This window comes from Streptomyces pactum (assembly GCF_002005225.1).
GTDB classification, from domain to species: Bacteria; Actinomycetota; Actinomycetes; order Streptomycetales; family Streptomycetaceae; genus Streptomyces; species Streptomyces pactum_A.
On the sequence record NZ_CP019724.1, the window covers coordinates 5,065,050 to 5,085,930 of the forward strand.

The following is a 20,881-nucleotide window of genomic DNA, read 5'->3' on the forward strand; positions in this document are numbered from 1 at the left end:
CGTCACCGGCCGCCCGCGATTCCTCACCTGCCCGCGGCCGCCGTGCGCGGATCGAAGCCGAAGGGCAGTTCCAGGCGGTGGGCGCGCATCAGGTCGTCGTCCGAGAGCAGGCCGGCGGTCGGACCGTCCGCCGCGATCACGCCGTCGCTGAGGATCAGGGCGCGGGGGCACAGTTCCAGGGCGTAGGGCAGGTCGTGGGTGACCATCAGGACCGTGACGTCCAGGGAGCGCAGGATGTCGGCGAGTTCGCGGCGGGAGGCCGGGTCGAGGTTGGACGACGGCTCGTCCAGGACCAGGATCTCCGGCTCCATGGCGAGCACGGTCGCCACCGCCACCCGGCGCCGCTGGCCGAAGGAGAGGTGGTGCGGGGGCCGGTCCCTGAACTCCGCCATGCCGACCAGGCCGAGCGCCCGGTCCACCCGCTCCTCCAGCTCCGCCCCCTTCAGCCCGGCCGCCGCCGGTCCGAACGCCACGTCCTCGCGCACGGTCGGCATGAAGAGCTGGTCGTCGGGGTCCTGGAAGACGATGCCGACCCGGCGCCGGACCTCCGCCATGTTCCGCTTGTCCACGGGCAGACCGGCGACGGCGACCGTGCCGGTGCCGCCGGTCAGGATGCCGTTGAGGTGCAGGACGAGCGTCGTCTTGCCCGCGCCGTTCGGGCCGAGCAGCGCGACCCGCTCGCCGCGGGCGACGGAGAAGTCCACACCGAAGAGGGCCTGATGGCCGTCGGGGTAGGCGAAGGCGAGGCCGGAGACCTCCAGAGAAGCTGTCACAGCACCCATCCCAGCAGACAGACGACGAGGGCGGCGGCGGGGAGGGCCAGCGCGTACGACCACTGCGCCCGGGAGGCGGTCACCTCGTCGATCACCGGCATCGAACCGGCGTACCCGCGGCTGACCATGGCCAGGTGGACGCGCTCGCCGCGCTCGTAGGAGCGGATGAACAGCGCCCCGGCGGACTTGGCGAGGATGCCCCAGTGCCGGACCCCGCGGGCCTCGAACCCGCGCGACTCCCGGGCGATCCGCATCCGGCGCATCTCGTCCGCGATCACGTCCCCGTACCGGATCATGAACGACGCGATCTGCACCAGCAGCGGCGGCAGCTTCAGGCGCTGGAGGCCGAGCAGGAGTTCGCGCAGCTCGGTGGTGGAGGCGAGGAGCACGGAGGCGGCGACGCCCAGGGTGCCCTTGGCCAGTACGTTCCAGGCGCCCCACAGGCCGTTCACGCTCAGGGACATGCCGAGCGCCTCGACCCGCTCGCCCTGCGCCACGAACGGCATCAGCACCGCGAACGCGACGAACGGCACCTCGATCAGCAGCCGCCTCAGCAGGAACCCGGCCGGGACGCGGGCCGCGTACGCCACCGTCGCGAGCAGCACGGCGTAGGCGCCGAAGGCCCACATCGCCTCGCGGGGCGTCGACACCACGACGATCACGAAGGCGAAGGTCGCGGCGAGCTTGGTGTGCGGCGGCAGACCGTGCACGGGGGAGTGCCCGTGCCGGTAGAGCCGGTGCGCTCCCCCACCGCCGAACGCGTGGGAGGTACCCCCGTCGGCGCCCACGTCAGACGCTCGTGCCGCTGCCGGACGTACTGGCGGGCGAGGTGTCGTCGCCGCGCCGCCTGCGCACCGCCCAGAACACCGTGCTGCCCGCGACGACCGTGACGCCGACGCCGATCACGCCCGCGAGGCCGCCGGAGACACGGGCGTCGGCGATGTCCTCCACGCCGTAGTCGGCGAGCGGGGAGCCGGCGCTCGCGTGCTCCTCGGCCTGCTCGTCGATGCCCTTGTCGGCGGCGACCTTCTCCAGGCCGTCCGGGTTCGCGGAGGCGTAGAAGCTGACGAAACCGGCGAGGACCAGCGAGGTGACCAGGCCCGTGATCCACAGCTTGCGGTGGGAGCGGGCGGCGGCGGGTACGGCGGCCGGTCCGGCCTCGGGGGCGTCGACGAGTTCGCCGTTCACGCGCAGTCGGAGCTTTCGCGTGAGGCCGCGCGCGCCGTACACGAGGTCCGGGCGTACGGCGATGACGGCGCCGACGGTCAGCGCGGTGATCGCGGCCTCGCCGCTGCCGATCAGCAGGTGCACGCCGACCATCGCGGTGGCGACCTTGCCGATGGCGACGTCCGTGGTGCCGCCGATCCAGTACAGGAACGTGAAGGCGAGGGCGGCGGCCGGGACGGAGGCGAGGGCGGCGACGAAGGAGGCGACGGTGACCGAGCGGCGGGTGCGCGGGAGCACCTTCACCAGGCCCCGGAAGAGGGCGTAGGCGACGACCGTGGTGACGATCGCCATGTCGGTGATGTTCACGCCGAGCGCGGTCAGGCCGCCGTCGGCGAAGAGGATGCCCTGCATGAGCAGGACGACGGAGACACACAGCACCCCCGTGCAGGGACCCACGAGGATCGCGGCGAGGGCACCGCCGAGCAGATGTCCGCTGGTGCCCGCGGCGACCGGGAAGTTCAGCATCTGCACCGCGAAGATGAACGCCGCGACCAGCCCCGCCAGTGGCGCCGTCCGCTCGTCCAGCTCGCGGCGCGCGCCGCGCAGGCTGACCGCGATGGCGCCGGCGGCGACGGCTCCGGTCACGGCGGAGGTCGGGGCGTCGATGAATCCGTCAGGTACGTGCACGGTCCGATGATAGAGACCAGTTGCAACCTCCTTGCAAGAGCGAGGTAAAGGCTGATCTCACACGTGATATATGCCTCGAAGGGCGTGAGACGGGAATTGTGGGACATTGGAGTGGGGTGGACGCACAGCATTCGCACAGGTGGCACAGCGCAAGGGGCGAACCGATGTCCGTTGTCGAACAGTACGCACGAGCCCACATCCTGACGGACGCGGACCTGCCGGACGAGGACGACGGCGGAGCGATACCCGTCGTGCTGCGCTACGACCCCGACCGTGATCCGCGGTCGGTGCGCGTCGCTCTGCCCGCCCGGGGCCCCGGTCCCGGCTCCCGCGAGTGGACCTTCTCCCGGGCGCTGCTGGAACAGGGCCTGCGCGCGCCCGCCGGGAGCGGCGAGGTGCGGGTGTGGCCGTGCGGGCGGGTGCAGGCCGTCGTCGAGTTCCACAGCCCGCAGGGCTGCTCGGTGGTCCAGTTCGAGACCAAAGCGCTCATGCGGTTCCTGCGCCGGACCTACACGGCGGTGGCCCAGCCGGTGGCCCACTGAGCCACCGGCCGCCCCTCGCCGCCGAAGACGGCCGGTCAGCCGGCGTTCTTCAGCAGCGCCGCGACGATCGGACCCGCGGTGTCGCCGCCGTGCCCGCCCCGCTGGACCACGCCCGCCGCGGCCAGGTCGCCCTTGTAGGCCGTGAACCAGCCGTTGGGCTTCTCCTGGCCGTCGACCTCCGCCGAGCCGGTCTTCGCACCGGCGTCACCGCCGACCCCGGCCATCGCCTCCGCCGCGGTGCCGTACGCCGCCGTGTAGGACATCAGTTCGCGCAGTTGGGCCAGCGTGGCCGACGACATCGTGCGGGAGGCCGTGGCGAGCTTGCGGCCGTCGGCCGACGGCGCGACCAGGTACGGCTGGTGGAAGCTGCCCGACTTCACGGTCGCCGACACGGACGCCATGTTCAGCGGGTTCATCCGCACCCCGCCCTGGCCGATGAGGGAGGCGGCCATCGGGGCCGCGCTCTGCACCGGCACCGAGCCGTCGAAGGTGGGCACGCCGACCGACCAGTTGTTCATCGACAGGCCGAACACCTCCTTCGCCTGCTTGGTCAGGTCGTCGTTCGCCAGCTTCGGGGCCTGGCTGATGAAGGCCGTGTTGCAGGAGCGGGCGAAGCTCGCCTTGAAGGTGCCGTCCTTGATCTCGAACTTGTCGTCGTTGTGGAACTTCCAGCCGCCGTAGCTGAAGTACTTCGGGCAGGGGTGTTTCTCGTCCATCGACGCCAGGTTCTTCTCGATCAGCATCGAGGCCGTGATGACCTTCATCGTGGAACCGGGGGCCAGCGAGCCCTGGAAGGCGGTGTTGAAACCGTGGCCGCCGTTGGCGACCGCGAGGATCTCCCCGGTGGAGGCGCGCAGCAGGACCACCGACGCCCGCGCCTTGCCGGACACCTGCTTCTCGGCGGCGGCCTGGAGGGCCGGGTCCAGGGTCGTCTGCACGGTGCCGGGCGTGCCCTCGCTCAGTTCCAGCAGCGTCTTGTCGGAGGCCTTCGCCGCCTTCGACTCCTTGCCCCGGACCACGCGCAGCTCGACGCCCGGGGTGCCGCCGGCCTTCTCGCCGTACTTCTCGCGCAGGCCGTCCAGGACGGTGCCGAGCGACGGGTACTTCTCGGCGGTGAGCTCCGCGCCGTCCCGGTCCAGCGCCTTGACCGGCGGATCCCCGGCCTCACCGGTGACCAGTTGGTCGCCGTCCTTCAGCTCCGGGTGGACGACGGCGGCCCGCCAGTCGACGAGCGGCTCGCCGTCGCCGGCCCGGCGTACGACGCTCAGCGCGCTGTCGTACGCCAGCGGCTTCGTCGTCTTCTCGAAGGCGACGGTGGCCTTGACGGCGAACGGGACCTTCTCCCCGGCCGGGGTGCCGGCGGTGAGCGTGACGTCCTGGACGCGGGCGTCCTCGGCGTAGCCGGTGAGCAGGGCCTTCGCGGTCTGGGGGTCGTCGGTCGCGGCGGCCGCCCCGGCGACGTCGCCCTTCTGCCAGGCGGTCAGGAACCGCTGGGCCGCCGAGGTGACCTCGGCCGCCGTGAGCGGGCCCGACCTCACCTGCTCCCCGGCCGCGGACGTCGTCCGCGCACCGTCACCGTCACCGGCCCCGCCGCCGTACACGGCGTAGGCACCGAATCCGGCGCCGGCCACGACCACCGCGGCCACACTCCCGATCACGGCGGGTTTCGTCCTCCGCCGCTCGCCGGCGGCCCTTCTGCTGCCCACTGCGTCCCGTTCCTCCGCGGCGCCCGGACTCCCGGGGTCCCTCGGTGCCTCGTTGTCTCACGCTTCCAACGACGGCGACCACAGTAGAGGCACCCGTCGCGTCCGGTCTGCCTCAGCCCCCGGCTCGCAGCACGTCCGCCACGATCGGGCCGGCCGCGTCACCTCCGTGGCCGCCCTCCTCGGTCATGGCCGCCGCCGCGACGTCGTTCCGGAAGCCGGTGAACCAGCTATTGGACGTGGTCTGCCCGTCGACCTCGGCCGACCCGGTCTTGGCGCCGATGTCGCCGCCGAGTCCGGACATGGCCGCGGCACCGGTGCCCTGGGTGGCGGTGAGCCGCATCATCTGCTTGAGCTGGGTGGCGGTGCTCTGCGGCAGGCCCTTGGCGGTGGCGAGCTCGCGGCCGTCCAGGTCGGGCGAGACCAGGTAGGGCTGGCGGAACTCGCCGGTGATGGCGGTCGCCGTCACCGAGGCCATGTTCAGCGGGTTCATCTGGACCTGGCCCTGACCGATGGCGCCCGCCGCCCGGTCCGGGCCGCTCACGGCGGGCACCTTGCCGTCGAAGGAGACGATGCCGGTCTGCCAGTCGTCCCGTCCCAGCCCGAAGCGCTCCTCGGCCTCCGCCGTCAGCGACGAGTCGGTGACTTCGTCGATGAGCTTGATGAAGCCCGTGTTGCAGGACCGCATGAAGGTGTTGGCGAGGGTGGCGCCCTCGTTGGGCTCCATGCCGGTGAGGTTCTTGAAGGTCTGGCTCCGCCAGATCGCCGTGTCCGGGCAGGGCGCCGGGCCGTTCATCGAGGTCACGCCGTTGTCGATGAGCATCGCCGCGGTGATGATCTTCATGGTGGAGCCGGGGGCGACCTGTCCCTGGAAGGCCGCGTTGAAGCCGTCCGCGCGGTTGTTGGCCACGGCCAGCACTTCACCGGTGCTGGGCTCGACCGCGACCACCGAGGACTCGTCGTACCGCTTCACCGCCTTCTCGGCCGCCGCCTGCACGCTCGCGCTGAGTGTCGTCTCCAGCTTGCCGGGCTCGCCCTCGGTCAGGGTCAGCAGCGGCGTGTCGGGGGTCTCGGCGGCGGTGTGCCGGACCACCAGTTCGACGCCGGGGGTGCCGCCCGCCTTGTCGCCGTACCGTTCCCGGAGCTTGGGGAGGACCGCGCCGAGGGAGGGGTACTTCTCCTTCGTCAGCACGGCGCCGTCGCGGCCGACCGCCTGGATCTGCGGGGTCGCCGACTCCTCGGTGACCAGGGTGTCCCCGTCCTTCAGGCTCGGGTGGACGACGGACGGCTTCCAGTCGACCAGCGCGCGTCCGCTGGTCTCACCGCGCACCACCGTCAGGCTGCTCTTGTACGTCAGCGGCTTGGACGCGCCCTCGTACGACACCTTCGCCTTCACGGTGAACGGCACCGCGGTGCCGTTCACCGTGCCCGGCGTGATCTCGACATCGGTGATGTGCGCGTCCTCGCCGTAGGCCGTCAGCAGCGTCCCGGCGACGGCGGCGTTGTTCGTGTACGACGCCGCGGCCGTCGCGTCGCCCTTCTCCCAGGCCGTGAAGAACTTCTCCGTCGTCTCCCCGACCTCGTCGCCGCTCGGCGGCCCGCTCTTGGTCGACGCCCCGGCGGCCCCCGAGCCTCCGCCGCCGTCCAGCGCCGACACGACGTTGTAGGTGCCGTACCCGGCCCCGCCCACCATCACGGCGAACACGCCGCCTATGACGGCGACCTTCACCCCCCTGCCCATCGGCAGTCCCTCCCCGTCGAATCCCCGTTCAGAACTTCCACCCGCTGTCTTGAACACGTTCAGAAGCGGTTGTCGGTTGCACTCTAAGCGCAGGGGGTGACAGGCGGGACGAATGTTTCCGTTTGTTGGCCGAATGGAGATGCGGTGTGCTCAGGTCCGGATCCGGGCCCACGCAGGCGTGCCCGGATTCAGACCCACGTATCGAGCCACATCCGCGCCCGCCAGTCCTCCATCGGGATCGCCGTGCCGGTGTAGATGGGCCAGAAGTAGATGAAGTTCCACGCGATCAGCAGCACCAGTACGCCAGCGCCCGTCGCCCCCGCGACCCGCCGGGCGTCGCCGCAGCCCGGCCGGCCCACGATCGCCCCCAGCAGCATCGCCACCGCCAGGCACAGGAACGGCAGGAAGACGACGGCGTAGAAGAGGAAGATCGTGCGCTCCTGGTACAGGAACCAGGGCAGATAGCCGGCCGCGATGCCGCAGGCGATGGCGCCCGCGCGCCAGTCGCGGCGGAAGGCCCAGCGCCACAGGACGTACAGCAGCGCGAAGCAGCCCACCCACCACAGCAGCGGGGTGCCGAGCGCGAGGACCTCGCGGGCGCACTTCTCGCCCGCGTCGGCCGGGCAGCCGTCCGCACCGGCCGCCGGCGACTCGTAGAAGTAGGAGACCGGGCGGCCCAGGACGATCCAGCTCCAGGGGTTCGACTGGTAGGTGTGCGGCGAGGTGAGGTTGGTGTGGAACTCCAGCACCTGCGACTCGTAGTGCCACAGGCTGCGCCACCAGTCCGGGAGGAGCCAGGACCAGGAACTGTCCTTGCCGTCGTTCGCGGCCCAGTCGCGGTAGTAGCCGCCGGTGCCGTCGGCGGGCGAGAGGATCCAGCCCAGCCAGGACAGGACGTACGTGGCGAGCGCGACCGGGACCGTCGACAGGAACGCCCAGCCCAGGTCGTACCTGAGTACCGCCAGATGCGGCCGGTGGGCGCCCGCGACCCGGCGGGTGCCGACGTCCCACAGCACCGCCATCACGCAGAAGGCCGCCATGATGTAGAGGCCGTTCCACTTGGTGGCCGCCGCCAGGCCCAGCATCAGCCCCGCCGCCAGCCGCCACGGACGCCACCCGAAGCGGAACGTCTCGGCGAGGTGCGCGTCCGGGCGGACCCGGCCGTCGTCGTCCACCGGCAGTGCGGCGGCGAGTCTCCCGCGGGCCCAGTCGCGGTCGGCGACCAGACAGCCGAAGGCCGCCAGCACGAAGAACATCAGCACGCTGTCCAGCAGCGCGGTGCGGCTCATCACGAAGTGCAGCCCGTCGAGCGCCATCAGCGCGCCCGCCAGGCACCCGAGGAAGGTCGAGCGGAACAGGCGCCGGCCGATCCGGCACAGCAGCAGCACCGAGAGCGTGCCGAGCAGTGCCGTCATGAAGCGCCAGCCGAACGGGTCGAAGCCGAACAGCAGCTCGCCCAGCCCGATGACGTACTTGCCGACCGGCGGATGCACGACGTAGGCCGCGTCCGTGGGGATCGGGACGTCGCCGCCGGAGTTCAGGATCAGGTCGTTGGCGTTCTTGTCCCAGTTGACCTCGAAACCGCGGTGGATCAGCGCCCAGGCGTCCTTGGCGTAGTACGTCTCGTCGAATATCACCGCCTTCGGACTGCCCAGGTTCCAGAACCGCAGCACGCCCGCGAGCAGCGCCACCAGCAGCGGCCCGCCCCACGCCGACCAGCGCACGATCCGGTCGGCCGGCGCCTTGGCCAGCCCCAGGAAGGCCCACAGGCGCGGACCGGGGCTCGTGTACGGCGGCACCAGCCGGCCGCGGACGTCGTCGGCCGCGGGCCCCGCCGGGTAGCCGAAACGGCGCAGCCGCTGCTGCCAGGTGGGCCGCCGGTCGTGCGGGGCCTGGTCCTGCCGGGTGTCCGTGGAGGACGCGGTACTGGTCACCGCGCCATCGTAGGGAACCGCGCTGTGCGCGTCCCGCGCATGGCCCTCACCGGCGCTCCGGACGCGTCCTCGCGGCAGGGCCTCCGCCCGGCCCTGGGAGGATGGGGGGCGTGACTGGAACCCTTGTACTCGCGGGCACCCCCATCGGCGACGTCCGGGACGCCCCGCCGCGCCTCGCCGAGGAACTGGCCGGAGCGGACGTCGTCGCCGCCGAGGACACCCGGCGGCTGCGCCGGCTCACCCAGGCGCTCGGCGTCACGCCCCGGGGGCGTGTCGTGTCGTACTTCGAGGGCAACGAGTCCGCCCGTACGCCCGAGCTGGCCGAGGAGCTGGCGGGCGGCGCGCGGGTGCTGCTGGTGACCGACGCCGGGATGCCGTCCGTGTCCGACCCCGGCTACCGGCTGGTCGCCGCCGCCGTCGAGCGGGACGTCCGGGTGACCGCCGTGCCCGGCCCGTCCGCCGTGCTCACCGCGCTCGCCCTGTCCGGGCTGCCGGTCGACCGCTTCTGCTTCGAGGGCTTCCTGCCGCGCAAGGCCGGCGAACGGCTCTCACGGCTTCGGGAGGTCGCCGAGGAGCGCCGGACCCTCGTCTACTTCGAGGCCCCGCACCGCCTCGACGACACCCTCGCCGCCATGGCCGAGGTCTTCGGCACCGACCGGCGGGCCGCCGTCTGCCGGGAGCTGACCAAGACCTACGAGGAGGTCAGGCGCGGCGGGCTGGGCGAGCTGGCCGCCTGGGCCGCCGAGGGCGTGCGCGGCGAGATCACCGTCGTCGTCGAGGGCGCGCCGCAGAAGGGGCCCGAGGAGTTCGGCGCCGAGGAACTGGTGCGCCGGGTGCGGGTGCGCGAGGAGGCGGGGGAGCGGCGCAAGGAGGCGATCGCCGCGGTGGCCGCGGAGGTGGGCCGGCCCAAGCGGGAGGTGTTCGACGCGGTGGTGGCGGCGAAGAACGCGGGGGCCTGATCCGGCCGCGCTTGACCCGTCGCTGACCTTTCGGCCCCCTGCGCCAAGGGCAGCCCAAATCGGCCCAAACACTCGGCAGATCCGGTGCTTTCCCGCCGGTGGAGGAGTCCACTGGAGGAAGGAATCCAGAGCGAGGCCAGCGAACCGAGGGAGCCGGGATGAGCATGAGTGAGAGCGCGGCGCGGACCGGACTGCGCGCCGGAGCCACCGCCGTCGTCCACGAGTCGTACTCCTTCGCCTGCATGCGCTGCGGGCACGGCTGGGAGCAGTCGTTCGAGATCGAGCACCACAAGGACGGCGACGGTCACGAGTTCGTGCTCTACGTCGCGGACGGCCGCGTCGTGCCCTCCCCGCTGACCCGCCCGACCTGCGCCAACTGCGACAACCACGTGATACGGATCATGCGGCCGGGGCGCGTGGCCTCCGTGCGCGGCACCTCGCCCGGCCTCCACCGGGTGCCGCCGGACGGCCCGCTGGAGGCGCCGCGGGTGCCCGGGGCGCCGGGACCCGGGGCGCCGGGACTCGCGCCGGAGCGCCGGCACTGGCACCTGGCCGACCTCCTGGACGCCCTCCACCTCCACCGCAGGGCGGGCTGACCCGGCCGGCCTCCGCGGGACCTTCCGTAGGATCGGAGGCATGCCTTCGAACGCCGCCCCGGGCTGGTCCGACAAGAACGACGCGCCCCCGCTCCCCGAACCCCTGCGGGTACCGGTCGCCGACTCGCACACCCACCTCGACATGCAGTCGGGCACGGTGGAGGAGGCTCTCGCCAAGGCGGCCTCGGTCGGGGTGGGCACGGTAGTCCAGGTCGGCTGCGACCTCGCCGGCTCCCGCTGGGCGGCCGAGACGGCGGCGGCGCACGACGCCGTCCACGCCACCGTCGCCCTGCACCCCAACGAGGCGCCGCGCATCGTGCACGGCGATCCTGGGGGAGGAGGGCCGAGGCAGGGGGCGCGGCGGCCCGGCGGGGACGCGGCGCTCGACGAGGCCCTCGCCGAGATCGACCGGCTGGCCGCGCTGCCCCAGGTGAAGGGCGTCGGCGAGACGGGGCTCGACCACTTCCGCACCGGCCCCGACGGCAAGGAGGCGCAGGAGCGCTCCTTCCGCGCCCACATCGAGATCGCCAAGCGGCACGGCAAGGCGCTGGTCATCCACGACCGCGACGCCCACGCCGACGTGCTGCGCGTCCTCAAGGAGGAGGGCGCCCCCGAGCGCACCGTCTTCCACTGCTACTCCGGCGACGCCGAGATGGCCGGGATCTGCGCGAGCGCCGGCTACTACATGTCCTTCGCCGGCAACGTCACCTTCAAGAACGCCCAGAACCTGCGCGACGCCCTCGCGGTGGCCCCGGCGGAGCTCGTCCTGGTGGAGACCGACGCGCCGTTCCTGACACCGGTGCCCTACCGGGGCCGGCCGAACGCGCCCTACCTGGTGCCGGTCACGGTGCGTGCCATGGCCGAGGTGCGGGGCGTCGACGAGGACACGCTGGCGACGGCGCTGGCCGCGAACACGGCCCGCGCCTTCGGCTACTGAGGCGGTGGCGTCAAGCAGGCGCCCGAGGAGGCGCGCCGGGGAAGCGCTCTGAGGAGGCAGGCCCCTGAGGAGGCAGGCCCCTGAGGGGTCAGTGCGCCACGCTGCGTGGTCGCGTCGCTTTGGAGAGTGACGACCGCTCCGCTAGGTTCTGGGGGCCCGATCCGGACCCTGGAGCGTGTCGGCGTGATCAGAACGCAGTCCGAGACCTTCGAGACTTACGAGACGCCCGCGCCGTACGACGTGCACAGCGCGCCGACCCTGGCGTACGGCGACACCCACCGCCCCGGCGCCCACCGCCCCGCCTCCGAGGCGGCCGGTCCCGCCGCGCTGCCCCGGCAGGGCGCTGCCCCGGCTTCGGCCCCGGCTTCGGCCCCGGCTCCCGCGCCGGGCGACGGACGGGCCGCGCGCCGGCGCCGTGAGCGGTGTGCCGGGCGCACGGACGGCTCCCTGCGCCGGCTGCTGCCGCGCGCGCTGGTCGTGGCGTTCCTCGCGGGGGGCACCACCGCCTTCGTCGCCAAGGACAAGGCGGTCGAGCTGACCGTCGACGGCTCCGCGCGCACGCTGCACACCTTCGCCGACGACGTGACCGAACTGCTCGCGGACGAGGGCGTCGAGGTGGGCGCCCACGACGTGATCGTGCCCGCGCCCGGCACTCCGCTGACCAGCGGCGAGGAGGTCGCCGTCCGCTACGGGCGGCCCGTCCTGCTCACCCTCGACGGCCGCCGGCGCCAGGTGTGGACGACCGCGGAGACGGTGGAGGGGGCGCTGCGGCAGCTCGGCGTGCGGACGGAGGGCGCGTACCTGTCCACCGAGGGCTCCCGGCGCATCGGGCGGGAGGGCCTCGCCCTGAACGTGTGGACCGAGCGGGTGGTGACCGTCATGGCGGACGGCCGGGCCCGCACCGTCCGCACCAACGCCGCGACCGTGGGCGAGGCCGTCGAGGAGGCCGGGGTCACCCTGCGCGACCAGGACACCACCTCCGTCCCGGCGACCGGCTTCCCCCGCGACGGGCAGACCGTCACGGTGCTGCGGATCACCGGCTCCGAGGAGGTCCGCGAGGACCCGATCCCCTTCGCCGTGCGCCGGGCCGACGACCCCTCCCTCTACCGGGGCACGGAGGTCGTCGAGCAGGCGGGGCAGCCCGGCCTGCGGCGCACCACCTACGCCGTGCGCACCGTCAACGGCGTCCGCGAGAAGCCGCGCCGGCTGCACACCGAGGTGGTGCGCGAGCCTCGCCCGCAGGTCGTGCGGGTCGGCACCCGCGCCCGGCCGGCGTCCGTGCGGGGCGCCGACCACCTGAACTGGGAGGGCCTGGCCGCGTGCGAGTCGGGCGGCCGCCCGGACGCCGTCGACCCCTCGGGGACGTACGGGGGCCTCTACCAGTTCGACACCCGCACCTGGCACAGCCTCGGCGGCGAGGGCCGACCCGAGGACGCGTCGGCGGCGGAGCAGACGTACCGGGCGAAGAAGCTGTACGTACGCAGCGGCGCCGACTCCTGGCCACACTGCGGGACACGCCTGCAGGGCTGACCGCACCGTGCCCGCGCCCGGCGCCCCCGCGCGACCTGGCCCCCGCGCGACCTGGCCCCCGCGCGACCTGGCCCCCGCGCGACCTGGCCCCCGCGCGACCTGGCCCCCGCGCGACCTGGCCCCCGCGCGACCTGGCCCCCGCGCGACCTGGCCCCCGCGCGACCTGGCCCCCGCGCGACCTGGCCCCCGCGCGACCTGGCCCCCGCGCGACCTGGCCCCCGCGCGACCTGGCCCCCGCGCGACCTGGCCCCCGCGCGACCTGGCCCCCGCGCGACCTGGCCCCCGCGCGACCTGGCCCCCGCGCGACCTGGCCCCCGCGCGACCTGGCCCCCGCGCGACCTGGCCCCCGCGCGACCTGGCCCCCGCGCGACCTGGCCCCCGCGCGACCTGGCCCCCGCGCGACCCGGCCCCCGCGCGACCCGGCCCCCCCCACGACCTGGGCCGCCCCGCGCACAACCCGGACCGCCCGCGCGCGACCCGGGCCGTCCCCCGCGCGCCCCCGGCTACTCTTGCGGGGTGAGCAGCCCCACCCCCGACGCCCTTCTGGGCGCCGCCGACGTCCGTGAACTCGCGGCCGCCCTCGGCGTGCGCCCCACCAAGCAGCGCGGCCAGAACTTCGTCATCGACGCCAACACGGTCCGCCGTATCGTCCGCACCGCCGAGGTACGCCCCGACGACGTGGTGGTCGAGGTGGGACCGGGTCTCGGCTCGCTCACCCTGGCCCTGCTGGAGGCCGCCGACCGGGTCACCGCCGTCGAGATCGACGACGTACTCGCCGGCGCACTCCCCGCCACCGTCGCCGCCCGGATGCCCGAACGCGCCGACCGTTTCGCGCTCGTCCACTCCGACGCGATGCACGTGACCGAGCTGCCGGGCCCCGCCCCGACCGCGCTGGTCGCCAACCTGCCGTACAACGTGGCCGTGCCCGTGCTGCTGCACATGCTCGACACCTTCCCGACCATCGAGCGCACCCTCGTCATGGTCCAGGCCGAGGTCGCCGACCGGCTCGCCGCCGGGCCCGGCAACAAGGTGTACGGCGTACCGTCCGTGAAGGCCAACTGGTACGCCGGGGTCCGGCGGGCCGGGGCCATCGGCCGCAACGTCTTCTGGCCCGCGCCGAACGTCGACAGCGGGCTGGTGTCACTCGTCCGGCGCAGTGAGCCGCTCAAGACCACCGCGTCCAAGCGCGAGGTGTTCGCCGTCGTCGACGCCGCGTTCGCCCAGCGCCGCAAGACCCTGCGGGCCGCGCTCGCCGGGTGGGCCGGTTCGGCGGCGGCCGCCGAGGCCGCCCTCGTCGCGGCGGGCGTGTCGCCGCAGGCGCGCGGAGAGGCGCTGACCGTGGAAGAGTTCGCGCGTATCGCCGAACACAAGGAGTGACGAGCAAGTGAGCGTGACGGTCCGCGTCCCCGCCAAGGTCAACGTCCAGCTCGCGGTCGGCGCCGCCCGCCCCGACGGCTTCCACGACCTCGCCAACGTCTTCCTCGCCGTCTCCCTGTACGACGAGATCACCGCGACCCCGGCCGACGGTCTCCGCGTCACCTGCGAGGGCCCGGGCGCCGACCGGGTGCCCCTCGACCGGACCAACCTCGCCGCCCGCGCGGCCGAGGCGCTCGCCGAGCGGTACGGCCGCAGCCCGGACGTGCACCTGCACATCGCCAAGGACATCCCCGTCGCCGGCGGCATGGCGGGCGGCAGCGCGGACGGCGCCGGCGCGCTGCTCGCCTGCGACGCCCTGTGGGGCACCGGCGCCTCGCGCGACGAGCTGCTCGCGATCTGCGCCGAGCTGGGCAGCGACGTCCCCTTCAGCCTGGTCGGCGGCGCCGCCCTCGGCACCGGGCGGGGCGAGAAGCTGACCGGACTGGAGGTCGGCGGCGACTTCCACTGGGTCTTCGCGATGGCCGCCCGCGGACTGTCCACCCCGGCCGTCTTCCGCGAGTTCGACCGGCTGGGCGAGGACCGGGACATCCCCGAGCCGGTCGCCGACCAGGCCGTGCTCGACGCCCTCGCCAAGGGCGACGTCGCCGCGCTCGCCGTCGCCGTCACCAACGACCTCCAGCCCGCGGCGCTCTCCCTCTTCCCCGAACTGTCCGACACCCTCGCGGCGGGGCGGGCGGCGGGGGCGCTGGCGGCCCTGGTCTCGGGCTCGGGTCCGACCACGGCGTTCCTCGCCCCCGACGCGAAGTCGGCGTCCGACATCGCCGGGGTGCTGCGCGCCTCCGGCACCTGCCGCGACGTGCGGACGGCATCGGGTCCGGCGCCGGGGGCGACGGTCCGGGACTGAGCCCGGGGCCGGCCGGACTACCCTGGAGGGTCGATCGTCCCCCAGGCAGGAGAGAAATGGCCGTCAACCTGGTCAATGTCGAGAACGTCAGCAAGGTGTACGGCACCCGTGCACTCCTCGACGGCGTGTCCCTCGGCGTCTCCGAGGGGGACCGCATCGGCGTCGTCGGCCGCAACGGCGACGGCAAGACCACGATGATCCGGATGCTCGCCAAGCTGGAGGAGCCGGACACCGGCCGCGTCACCCACTCCGGCGGGCTGCGGCTCGGCGTCCTCACCCAGCACGACTCCCTCGACCCCGAGGCCACCGTCCGGCACGAGGTCATCGGCGACCTCGCCGACCACGAGTGGGCGGGCAACGCCAAGATCAGGGACGTGCTGACCGGGCTGTTCGGCGGCTTGGACATGCCGGGCTTCCCGCAGGGTCTCGACACCGTCATCGGGCCGCTCTCCGGTGGCGAGCGGCGCCGCATCGCGCTCGCCAAGCTGCTCATCGACGAACAGGACCTCGTCGTCCTCGACGAGCCCACCAACCACCTCGACGTCGAGGGCATCGCCTGGCTCGCCCGGCACCTGCGCGAGCGCCGCTCCGCGCTCGTCTGCGTCACCCACGACCGGTGGTTCCTCGACCAGGTCTGCACCCGCATGTGGGACGTGCAGCGCGGCGACGTCTTCGAGTACGAGGGCGGCTACTCCGACTACGTCTTCGCCCGCGCCGAGCGCGAGCGGATCGCCGCCACCGAGGAGACCAAGCGGCAGAACCTCGTCCGCAAGGAGCTGGCCTGGCTCAGGCGCGGCGCCCCCGCCCGCACCTCCAAGCCCCGCTTCCGCGTCGAGGCCGCCAACGAGCTGATCGCGGACGTGCCGCCGCCCCGGGACAGCAGCGAGCTGATGAAGTTCGCCTCGTCCAGGCTCGGCAAGACCGTGTTCGACCTGGAGGACGTGACCGTCCAGGCCGGTCCCAAGGTGCTGCTCAAGCACGTCACCTGGCAGCTCGGCCCCGGCGACCGCATCGGCCTGGTCGGCGTCAACGGCGCCGGCAAGACCTCCCTGCTGCGGGACCTCGCGAACGCGGCGTACAGCGACGGGGAGCGGCAGCCCGCGGGCGGGCACGTCAAGGTCGGCAGGACCGTCAAGCTGGCCTACCTCTCCCAGGAGGTCGCCGAACTCGACCCCACCTGGCGGGTGCTGGAGGCCGTGCAGCGCGTCCGCGAGCGCGTCGACCTCGGCAAGGGCCGGGAGATGACCGCCGGGCAGTTGTGCGAGACGTTCGGCTTCGGCAAGGAGAAGCAGTGGACGCCGGTCGGTGACCTCTCCGGCGGTGAGCGGCGGCGGCTCCAACTGCTGCGGCTCCTCATGGACGAGCCCAACGTCCTCTTCCTCGACGAGCCCACCAACGACCTCGACATCGAGACTCTGACCCAGCTCGAGGACGTGCTCGACGGCTGGCCCGGTTCGATGATCGTCATCTCCCACGACCGGTTCTTCGTCGAGCGCACCACCGACCGGGTCTTCGCCCTGCTCGGCGACGGCGCGCTGCGGATGCTGCCGCGCGGCATCGACGAGTACCTGGAGCGCCGCCGGCGCATGGAGGAGGCGGCCGCGGCCAGTGCCCCGGCCCCGGCGGCGAAGCCGGCCGCCGAGGTGCCGGAGAAGAGCGCCGCCGACGTGCGCGCCGCCAAGAAGGAGCTCCAGAAGATCGAGCGGCAGCTCGACAAGGTCTCCGAGAAGGAGACCAAGCTGCACGCGCGGATCGCCGAGAACGCCACGGACTTCGCGAAGGTGGCCGAGCTGGACACCGAGCTGCGCGAACTGGCCGGTCAGCGCGAGGAGCTGGAATCGCGCTGGCTGGAACTGGCGGAGGACGCCTGAGCCGTCGCGGCTCAAGGCGTACGCGGCGTGAAGGGCCGGTGAAGGCCCGTAACAGAGGCATCACGGGCCGGTCCTCCCTTGGGAACAGGGGCGGACGCGGCCCGGTGTGCCGTACGGCCCGGGTGATAGAAAGGCCGTCCGAGAACTGTCTGAATGACTGCCGTGAAACGACTCCGAGGCCAGCGCGTACCTCGGGACGTGGCTAGAAATCAGTGAGTAATAAGGGGGAACGCGCTGATGAGCCAGCCGCCCAACCAGCCGCCGCAGGGTGGCTTCGGAGCGCCGCAGGATCCACCACCGGGAGGCTTCGGGGCGCCGACCCCGCCGCCTCCGCAGGGCCCGCCGCCCGGCCCGCCGCCGCAGCCCGGGTACGGCTATCCACAGCAGCCGCAGCAGCCGCAGCAGCCGCAGCAGCCGCAGCAGCCGGGCCAGCCGGGTCCGTACGGCCAGCCGGGTCCGTACAACTCGGGCCCGTACGCCCAGCCGCAGCAGCCCGGGCCGTACGGCCAGCAGCCCGGCTACGGCTATCCGCAGCAGCAGTTCCCGGGCGCGCCCGGCACCCCGCCGCCCGGCGGCTCCGGGTCCCGCAACCCCTTCAAGGGCAAGCCCGCCCTGGCGATCGGCGCCGCGGTCGCGGCCCTGCTCGTCATCGGCGGCGGCGTGTGGGCGGTCACCGCGACCGGCGGTGACGAGGAGAAGGACAAGAAGCCCGTCGCCGGCAAGAGCGACGACCCCAAGCCCTCCGGCTCCAAGGGCGGCGCCCCGGTCAACCCCGGTGACGGCAGGGGCGACGGCGGCGAGGACCCCGAGGACCTCAACGAGGGCCGCCAGGCGGGCGAGTCCAAGGTGCTCTGGTACAAGGAGGCGCCCGACGCCCCTGCTTCCGGCGCCGACGCCCCCGGCATGTGGATCACCGGCGAGACCGTGGTGAAGGCGGCGTACAAGCAGGTCTTCGCCTACGCCGTCGGCGACGGCAAGCCGAGCTGGGACCCGATCACCTTCCCGGAGAAGATCTGCGCGGTCACTCCGGAGAAGACGGCCGACGACAAGATCATCGTCGCCTACATGAGCGGCTCCAGCGACCGCGCCAAGTGCAACCAGATGCAGGAGATCGACCTCGCCACCGGTGACAAGGGCTGGAAGGAGGAGGTCGAGGACGGCGAGCTGTTCGACACCACCCTCTCCGTCGAACTCAACGTCAGCGGCGACATCCTGATGGTCGGCCGCTCCCAGTCCGGCACCGCCTACGACGTCACCAGCGGCAAGAAGCTGTACGACAAGAAGCGGTACGGCGACGCCTGCTTCCCGGCCGGCTTCGCGAGCGGACCGAAGTCGATCGTCCAGGTCGCCTCCTGCGGCGCCGGCGGCAACAACGCGCACGACGAGGTCCAGGGTCTCGACCCGAAGACCGGCAAGGTCCTGTGGACCTACAAGTACGACAAGGGCTGGCGGGTCGAGCGCGCCTACTCCGTCGACCCGCTCGTCGTCTACGCCACCAACGAGGACAAGAAGGTCTGGAACATCTCCACCTTCACCTCCAAGGGCAAGGTCCTCGAACAGGTCGGCGTCGACGAGGACTTCGCCCCCGAGTGCGGCTGGGCCATCCTCGACCGCGACCTCCAGGGCTGTGCGGGCGTCGCCGTCGCCGACAACACGCTCTACCTGCCGACCGAGGCGACCAGCGGCGCCAACGAGATCGTCGCGGTCAACCTCACCACCGGCAAGGAGAAGTGGCGCGCGAAGTCCCCCGCGGACGAGTCGATGATGCCGATGAGGGTCGAGGGCGACCAGCTCATCGCGTATGTGCAGCCGTCCTACGACGCCGGCGGCCAGGTCGTGTCGATCGCGACCGGCGGCAGCGACCACAAGCCGGCCAAGCTGCTGCAGAACCCGCAGGGCGTCGCGGACATCGAGAACAGCTTCTACTCGAAGGACATCGACTGGGTCGATGGGCGCTTCTACATCTCCACCACCCGCCTGACCGGCAACGACGAGTCGAAGGAGAAGTTGATGCTCGCCTTCGGCAAGTGACCTTCTCCGCCCGTTCCCTACGGTTCGCCCGTTCCGTGCGTTCCGTGCGTTCCGTGCGTTCCGGCCGCCCAGGCCGGTTCGCCCGGCCGTTCCCGTCGTCTCCGCTCCCCGAGGTACTCACGTCATGACCCAGCCGCCGCCCCCGCCGCCCAACCAGCCCCCGCAGGGGGGAGGCTTCGGCCCCGCGCAGGGCCAGCCGTCGCAGCCGCCCACCCCGCCGTCCGGCGGGCCGAACCTCGGCAAGGCGCCCGAGCCGGGGTACGGCTACCCGCAGACGCCCGGAACCCCTCCCGCGGCCCCGCACACGCCGCCGCAGGCGCCCGCGGCTGCGCCCACCCCGCCGGCGGGTGCGCCGCAGCCGGGGTACGGGTATCCGCAGACTCCGCCGCAGCCCCAGCCCGGGTACGGATACCCCGGCCAGCAGCCCGGCCCGTACGGGCAGCCGACGCCGCCCTACGGCCAGCCGGGGCAGCCCGGTTACCCCGGTCAGCCCGGTTACGGCTATCCGCAGGCGACCGTGCCGATGCAGGCCCAGGCCGGCGGGCCGGGCGGCGGACGCAGGATCAACGCGCAGATGGCGATCATCGTGTCGGCCGTCGTCGCGATCGCCCTGATCATCGGCGGCGGTGTCTGGTACGCCGGCTCCACCGATGACGAGGGCAAGGACGACACCGCGAGCTCCAGCGGGGGCACCGGCGGCAAGGGCGGCACCGACGAGAAGGGCGGCGAGGGCGGCAAGTCCGCCGGCGGCGAGGAGAAGGTGCCCTCCGACCCCTCCTCCAAGGTGCTCTTCCAGGTTCCCGCGCCCGCGGTGAGCAAGGAGGACAACAGCGTCGTCGTCTCCGGCTCGTGGCTCACCGACAAGGTGTACGCCAAGAGCGGCATCGCCGAGATCGTCGGCTACGACCCCGACAAGGGCGGCAAGAAGTGGACGATCAAGCTGGACGGCCCCGTGTGCACGGCCAGCAAGCACGTCACCGACGACAACAAGACGGCCGTCGTCTACCAGCCCGCCATGCCGACCAAGGCGGAGCCCTCGCACGGCTGCACCCAGGTCGCGGTCATCGACCTGGACGCGGGCAAGAAGCTGTGGACGAAGACCGCCGGTGACCGGCCGATCTCCTTCGACAACGTCACGATCAGCGGTGCCACCGTCGCCGCCGGCAGCACCGAGGGCGGAGTGGCCTTCGGCATCGCCAAGGGCGACATCCTCTGGTCCCCGAAGACCACCGACACCTGCTACGACGCGGGCTACGGCGGCGGCGAGAAGCTGGTCGCGGTGCGCAAGTGCGGTTCGTACGACGCACGCCAGCTCAACATCCAGACCATCGACCCGAAGAGCGGCAAGGTGCTCTCCGAGTACAAGATGGCCAAGGGCATCGAGTACGCGGGCGTCGTGTCGACCAACCCGCTGGTCGTGGCCGCGGACGTCGGTGACTCCGCCGGTGACGGCAGCGGCATCTCGGACTTCTTCTCCATCGACAACAAGACCGGCAAGCTGCTCAACCGCATCTCCGCGCCGGGCGAGGAGTTCGCGGCCCGCTGCGACACCATCACCAAGATCGAGCACTGCTCGGGGCTCGCGGTCGGCAACGACCGGCTCTACATCCCGACCGAGGAGCACGAGGGCAGCGGCGAGTCGTACAGCCGGACCAACGAGGTCGTCGCCTTCGACCTGGCCACCGGCAAGCAGACCGGTCAGCGCGCCGACGCGGGCGACGGCTACACGATCACCCCGCTGCGCATGGACGGCGGCAACGTGATCGCCTACAAGCGCCCGCCGTACGACAAGGGCGGCCAGATCGTGAGCATCGACGGCGGGACGTTCAAGCAGACCACGCTGCTGGAGAACCCGGCGACGGAGGCGGTGCGGGACGTCGAGGCGAGCATGCTGCCGGAGTACTCCGAGATCCTCTACTCGCAGGGGCACCTGTACATGTCGCAGGTGTACGCCAGTGAGCCGACCAGCGCGGACGAGAAGGAGTACCTGGCCATCGGGTTCGGTGCCGGCGGCTGAGACCGTTCGGCGCTGCTCCGCAGCGGCCGTCCCCCGCGGTGCGGCCCCGTCCCTGTTCAGGGGCGGGGCCGTAGTGCGGGGGATTTCGGCGATCCGGGGCGGTTCTCGCCGG

Annotated in this window: 16 protein-coding genes; 10 read left to right on the top strand and 6 right to left on the bottom strand. The window is 72.9% G+C overall.

All coding sequences use genetic code 11. The annotated features are described in order from the left end of the window. Positions 1-23: 23 nt before the first annotated feature. From B1H29_RS21615 to B1H29_RS21625, 3 genes are read right to left on the bottom strand one after another with little or no spacing between them, the layout of a single operon-like run. Positions 24-782 (bottom strand): energy-coupling factor ABC transporter ATP-binding protein, encoded by a 759-nt coding sequence (locus B1H29_RS21615; RefSeq protein ID WP_055417367.1) that lies wholly within the window; start codon positions 780-782, stop codon positions 24-26. Then, on the bottom strand, positions 770-1,561 hold the full coding sequence (gene cbiQ, locus B1H29_RS21620; RefSeq protein WP_055417366.1) for a cobalt ECF transporter T component CbiQ: 792 nt from the start codon (positions 1,559-1,561) through the stop codon (positions 770-772). Before cbiQ ends, B1H29_RS21615 begins: the two co-directional genes overlap by 13 nt. A 1-nt stretch (position 1,562) precedes the next feature. After that, positions 1,563-2,627: an energy-coupling factor ABC transporter permease gene (locus tag B1H29_RS21625; protein ID WP_055417365.1), complete on the bottom strand. Its 1,065-nt coding sequence runs from the start codon at positions 2,625-2,627 to the stop codon at positions 1,563-1,565. A 164-nt stretch (positions 2,628-2,791) separates the two neighbouring features. On the opposite strand from B1H29_RS21625, the gene B1H29_RS21630 reads away from it, so the two are divergent. Then, on the top strand, positions 2,792-3,169 hold the full coding sequence (locus B1H29_RS21630) for an SsgA family sporulation/cell division regulator (RefSeq protein ID WP_055417364.1): 378 nt from the start codon (positions 2,792-2,794) through the stop codon (positions 3,167-3,169). 35 nt (positions 3,170-3,204) lie between these two features. Here the strand turns inward: B1H29_RS21630 and B1H29_RS21635 are convergent, their stop codons facing one another. The 3 genes from B1H29_RS21635 to B1H29_RS21645 form a co-directional block, all read right to left on the bottom strand. Then, a complete protein-coding gene (locus B1H29_RS21635) occupies positions 3,205-4,875 on the bottom strand; it encodes a penicillin-binding transpeptidase domain-containing protein (protein WP_055417363.1) in 1,671 nt (556 codons plus the stop codon). Between the two features lie 112 nt (positions 4,876-4,987). Then, positions 4,988-6,613: a penicillin-binding transpeptidase domain-containing protein gene (locus B1H29_RS21640; RefSeq protein ID WP_055417362.1), complete on the bottom strand. Its 1,626-nt coding sequence runs from the start codon at positions 6,611-6,613 to the stop codon at positions 4,988-4,990. A gap of 188 nt (positions 6,614-6,801) precedes the next feature. Continuing rightward, positions 6,802-8,547, bottom strand: coding sequence for a dolichyl-phosphate-mannose--protein mannosyltransferase (locus B1H29_RS21645; protein WP_055417361.1), 1,746 nt, complete (start codon positions 8,545-8,547; stop codon positions 6,802-6,804). 110 nt (positions 8,548-8,657) lie between these two features. Here B1H29_RS21645 and rsmI point away from each other — a divergent pair, with 110 nt between their 5' ends. The 9 genes from rsmI to B1H29_RS21690 all read left to right on the top strand — a co-directional run bounded on the left by rsmI (position 8,658) and on the right by B1H29_RS21690 (position 20,769). After that, positions 8,658-9,506, top strand: a complete 849-nt coding sequence (gene rsmI / locus B1H29_RS21650) for a 16S rRNA (cytidine(1402)-2'-O)-methyltransferase (protein ID WP_055417360.1) — start codon at positions 8,658-8,660, stop codon at positions 9,504-9,506. 158 nt (positions 9,507-9,664) lie between these two features. Next, positions 9,665-10,102: a hypothetical protein gene (locus B1H29_RS21655; protein WP_055417359.1), complete on the top strand. Its 438-nt coding sequence runs from the start codon at positions 9,665-9,667 to the stop codon at positions 10,100-10,102. A gap of 40 nt (positions 10,103-10,142) precedes the next feature. After that, entirely contained in the window at positions 10,143-11,039 is an 897-nt protein-coding gene (locus tag B1H29_RS21660; RefSeq protein WP_055417358.1) for a TatD family hydrolase, read from the top strand. A 183-nt stretch (positions 11,040-11,222) separates the two neighbouring features. After that, positions 11,223-12,569: a resuscitation-promoting factor gene (locus tag B1H29_RS21665; protein WP_055417357.1), complete on the top strand. Its 1,347-nt coding sequence runs from the start codon at positions 11,223-11,225 to the stop codon at positions 12,567-12,569. Positions 12,570-13,085: 516 nt separating this feature from the next. Further along, the gene (rsmA, locus tag B1H29_RS21670; protein WP_055417355.1) at positions 13,086-13,946 is read left to right on the top strand and encodes a 16S rRNA (adenine(1518)-N(6)/adenine(1519)-N(6))-dimethyltransferase RsmA; all 861 of its coding nucleotides are present in this window, start codon (positions 13,086-13,088) and stop codon (positions 13,944-13,946) included. Positions 13,947-13,953: 7 nt separating this feature from the next. Further along, positions 13,954-14,850, top strand: coding sequence for a 4-(cytidine 5'-diphospho)-2-C-methyl-D-erythritol kinase (locus tag B1H29_RS21675; protein ID WP_055417354.1), 897 nt, complete (start codon positions 13,954-13,956; stop codon positions 14,848-14,850). A 56-nt stretch (positions 14,851-14,906) separates the two neighbouring features. Next, positions 14,907-16,721, top strand: a complete 1,815-nt coding sequence (locus tag B1H29_RS21680) for an ABC-F family ATP-binding cassette domain-containing protein (protein ID WP_055417353.1) — start codon at positions 14,907-14,909, stop codon at positions 16,719-16,721. A gap of 237 nt (positions 16,722-16,958) precedes the next feature. Then, complete coding sequence (locus B1H29_RS21685; RefSeq protein ID WP_055417352.1) at positions 16,959-18,752, top strand: PQQ-binding-like beta-propeller repeat protein; 1,794 nt, start codon at positions 16,959-16,961, stop codon at positions 18,750-18,752. Between the two features lie 124 nt (positions 18,753-18,876). Further along, the gene (locus B1H29_RS21690; protein ID WP_199832297.1) at positions 18,877-20,769 is read left to right on the top strand and encodes a PQQ-binding-like beta-propeller repeat protein; all 1,893 of its coding nucleotides are present in this window, start codon (positions 18,877-18,879) and stop codon (positions 20,767-20,769) included. Positions 20,770-20,881 lie beyond the last annotated feature (112 nt).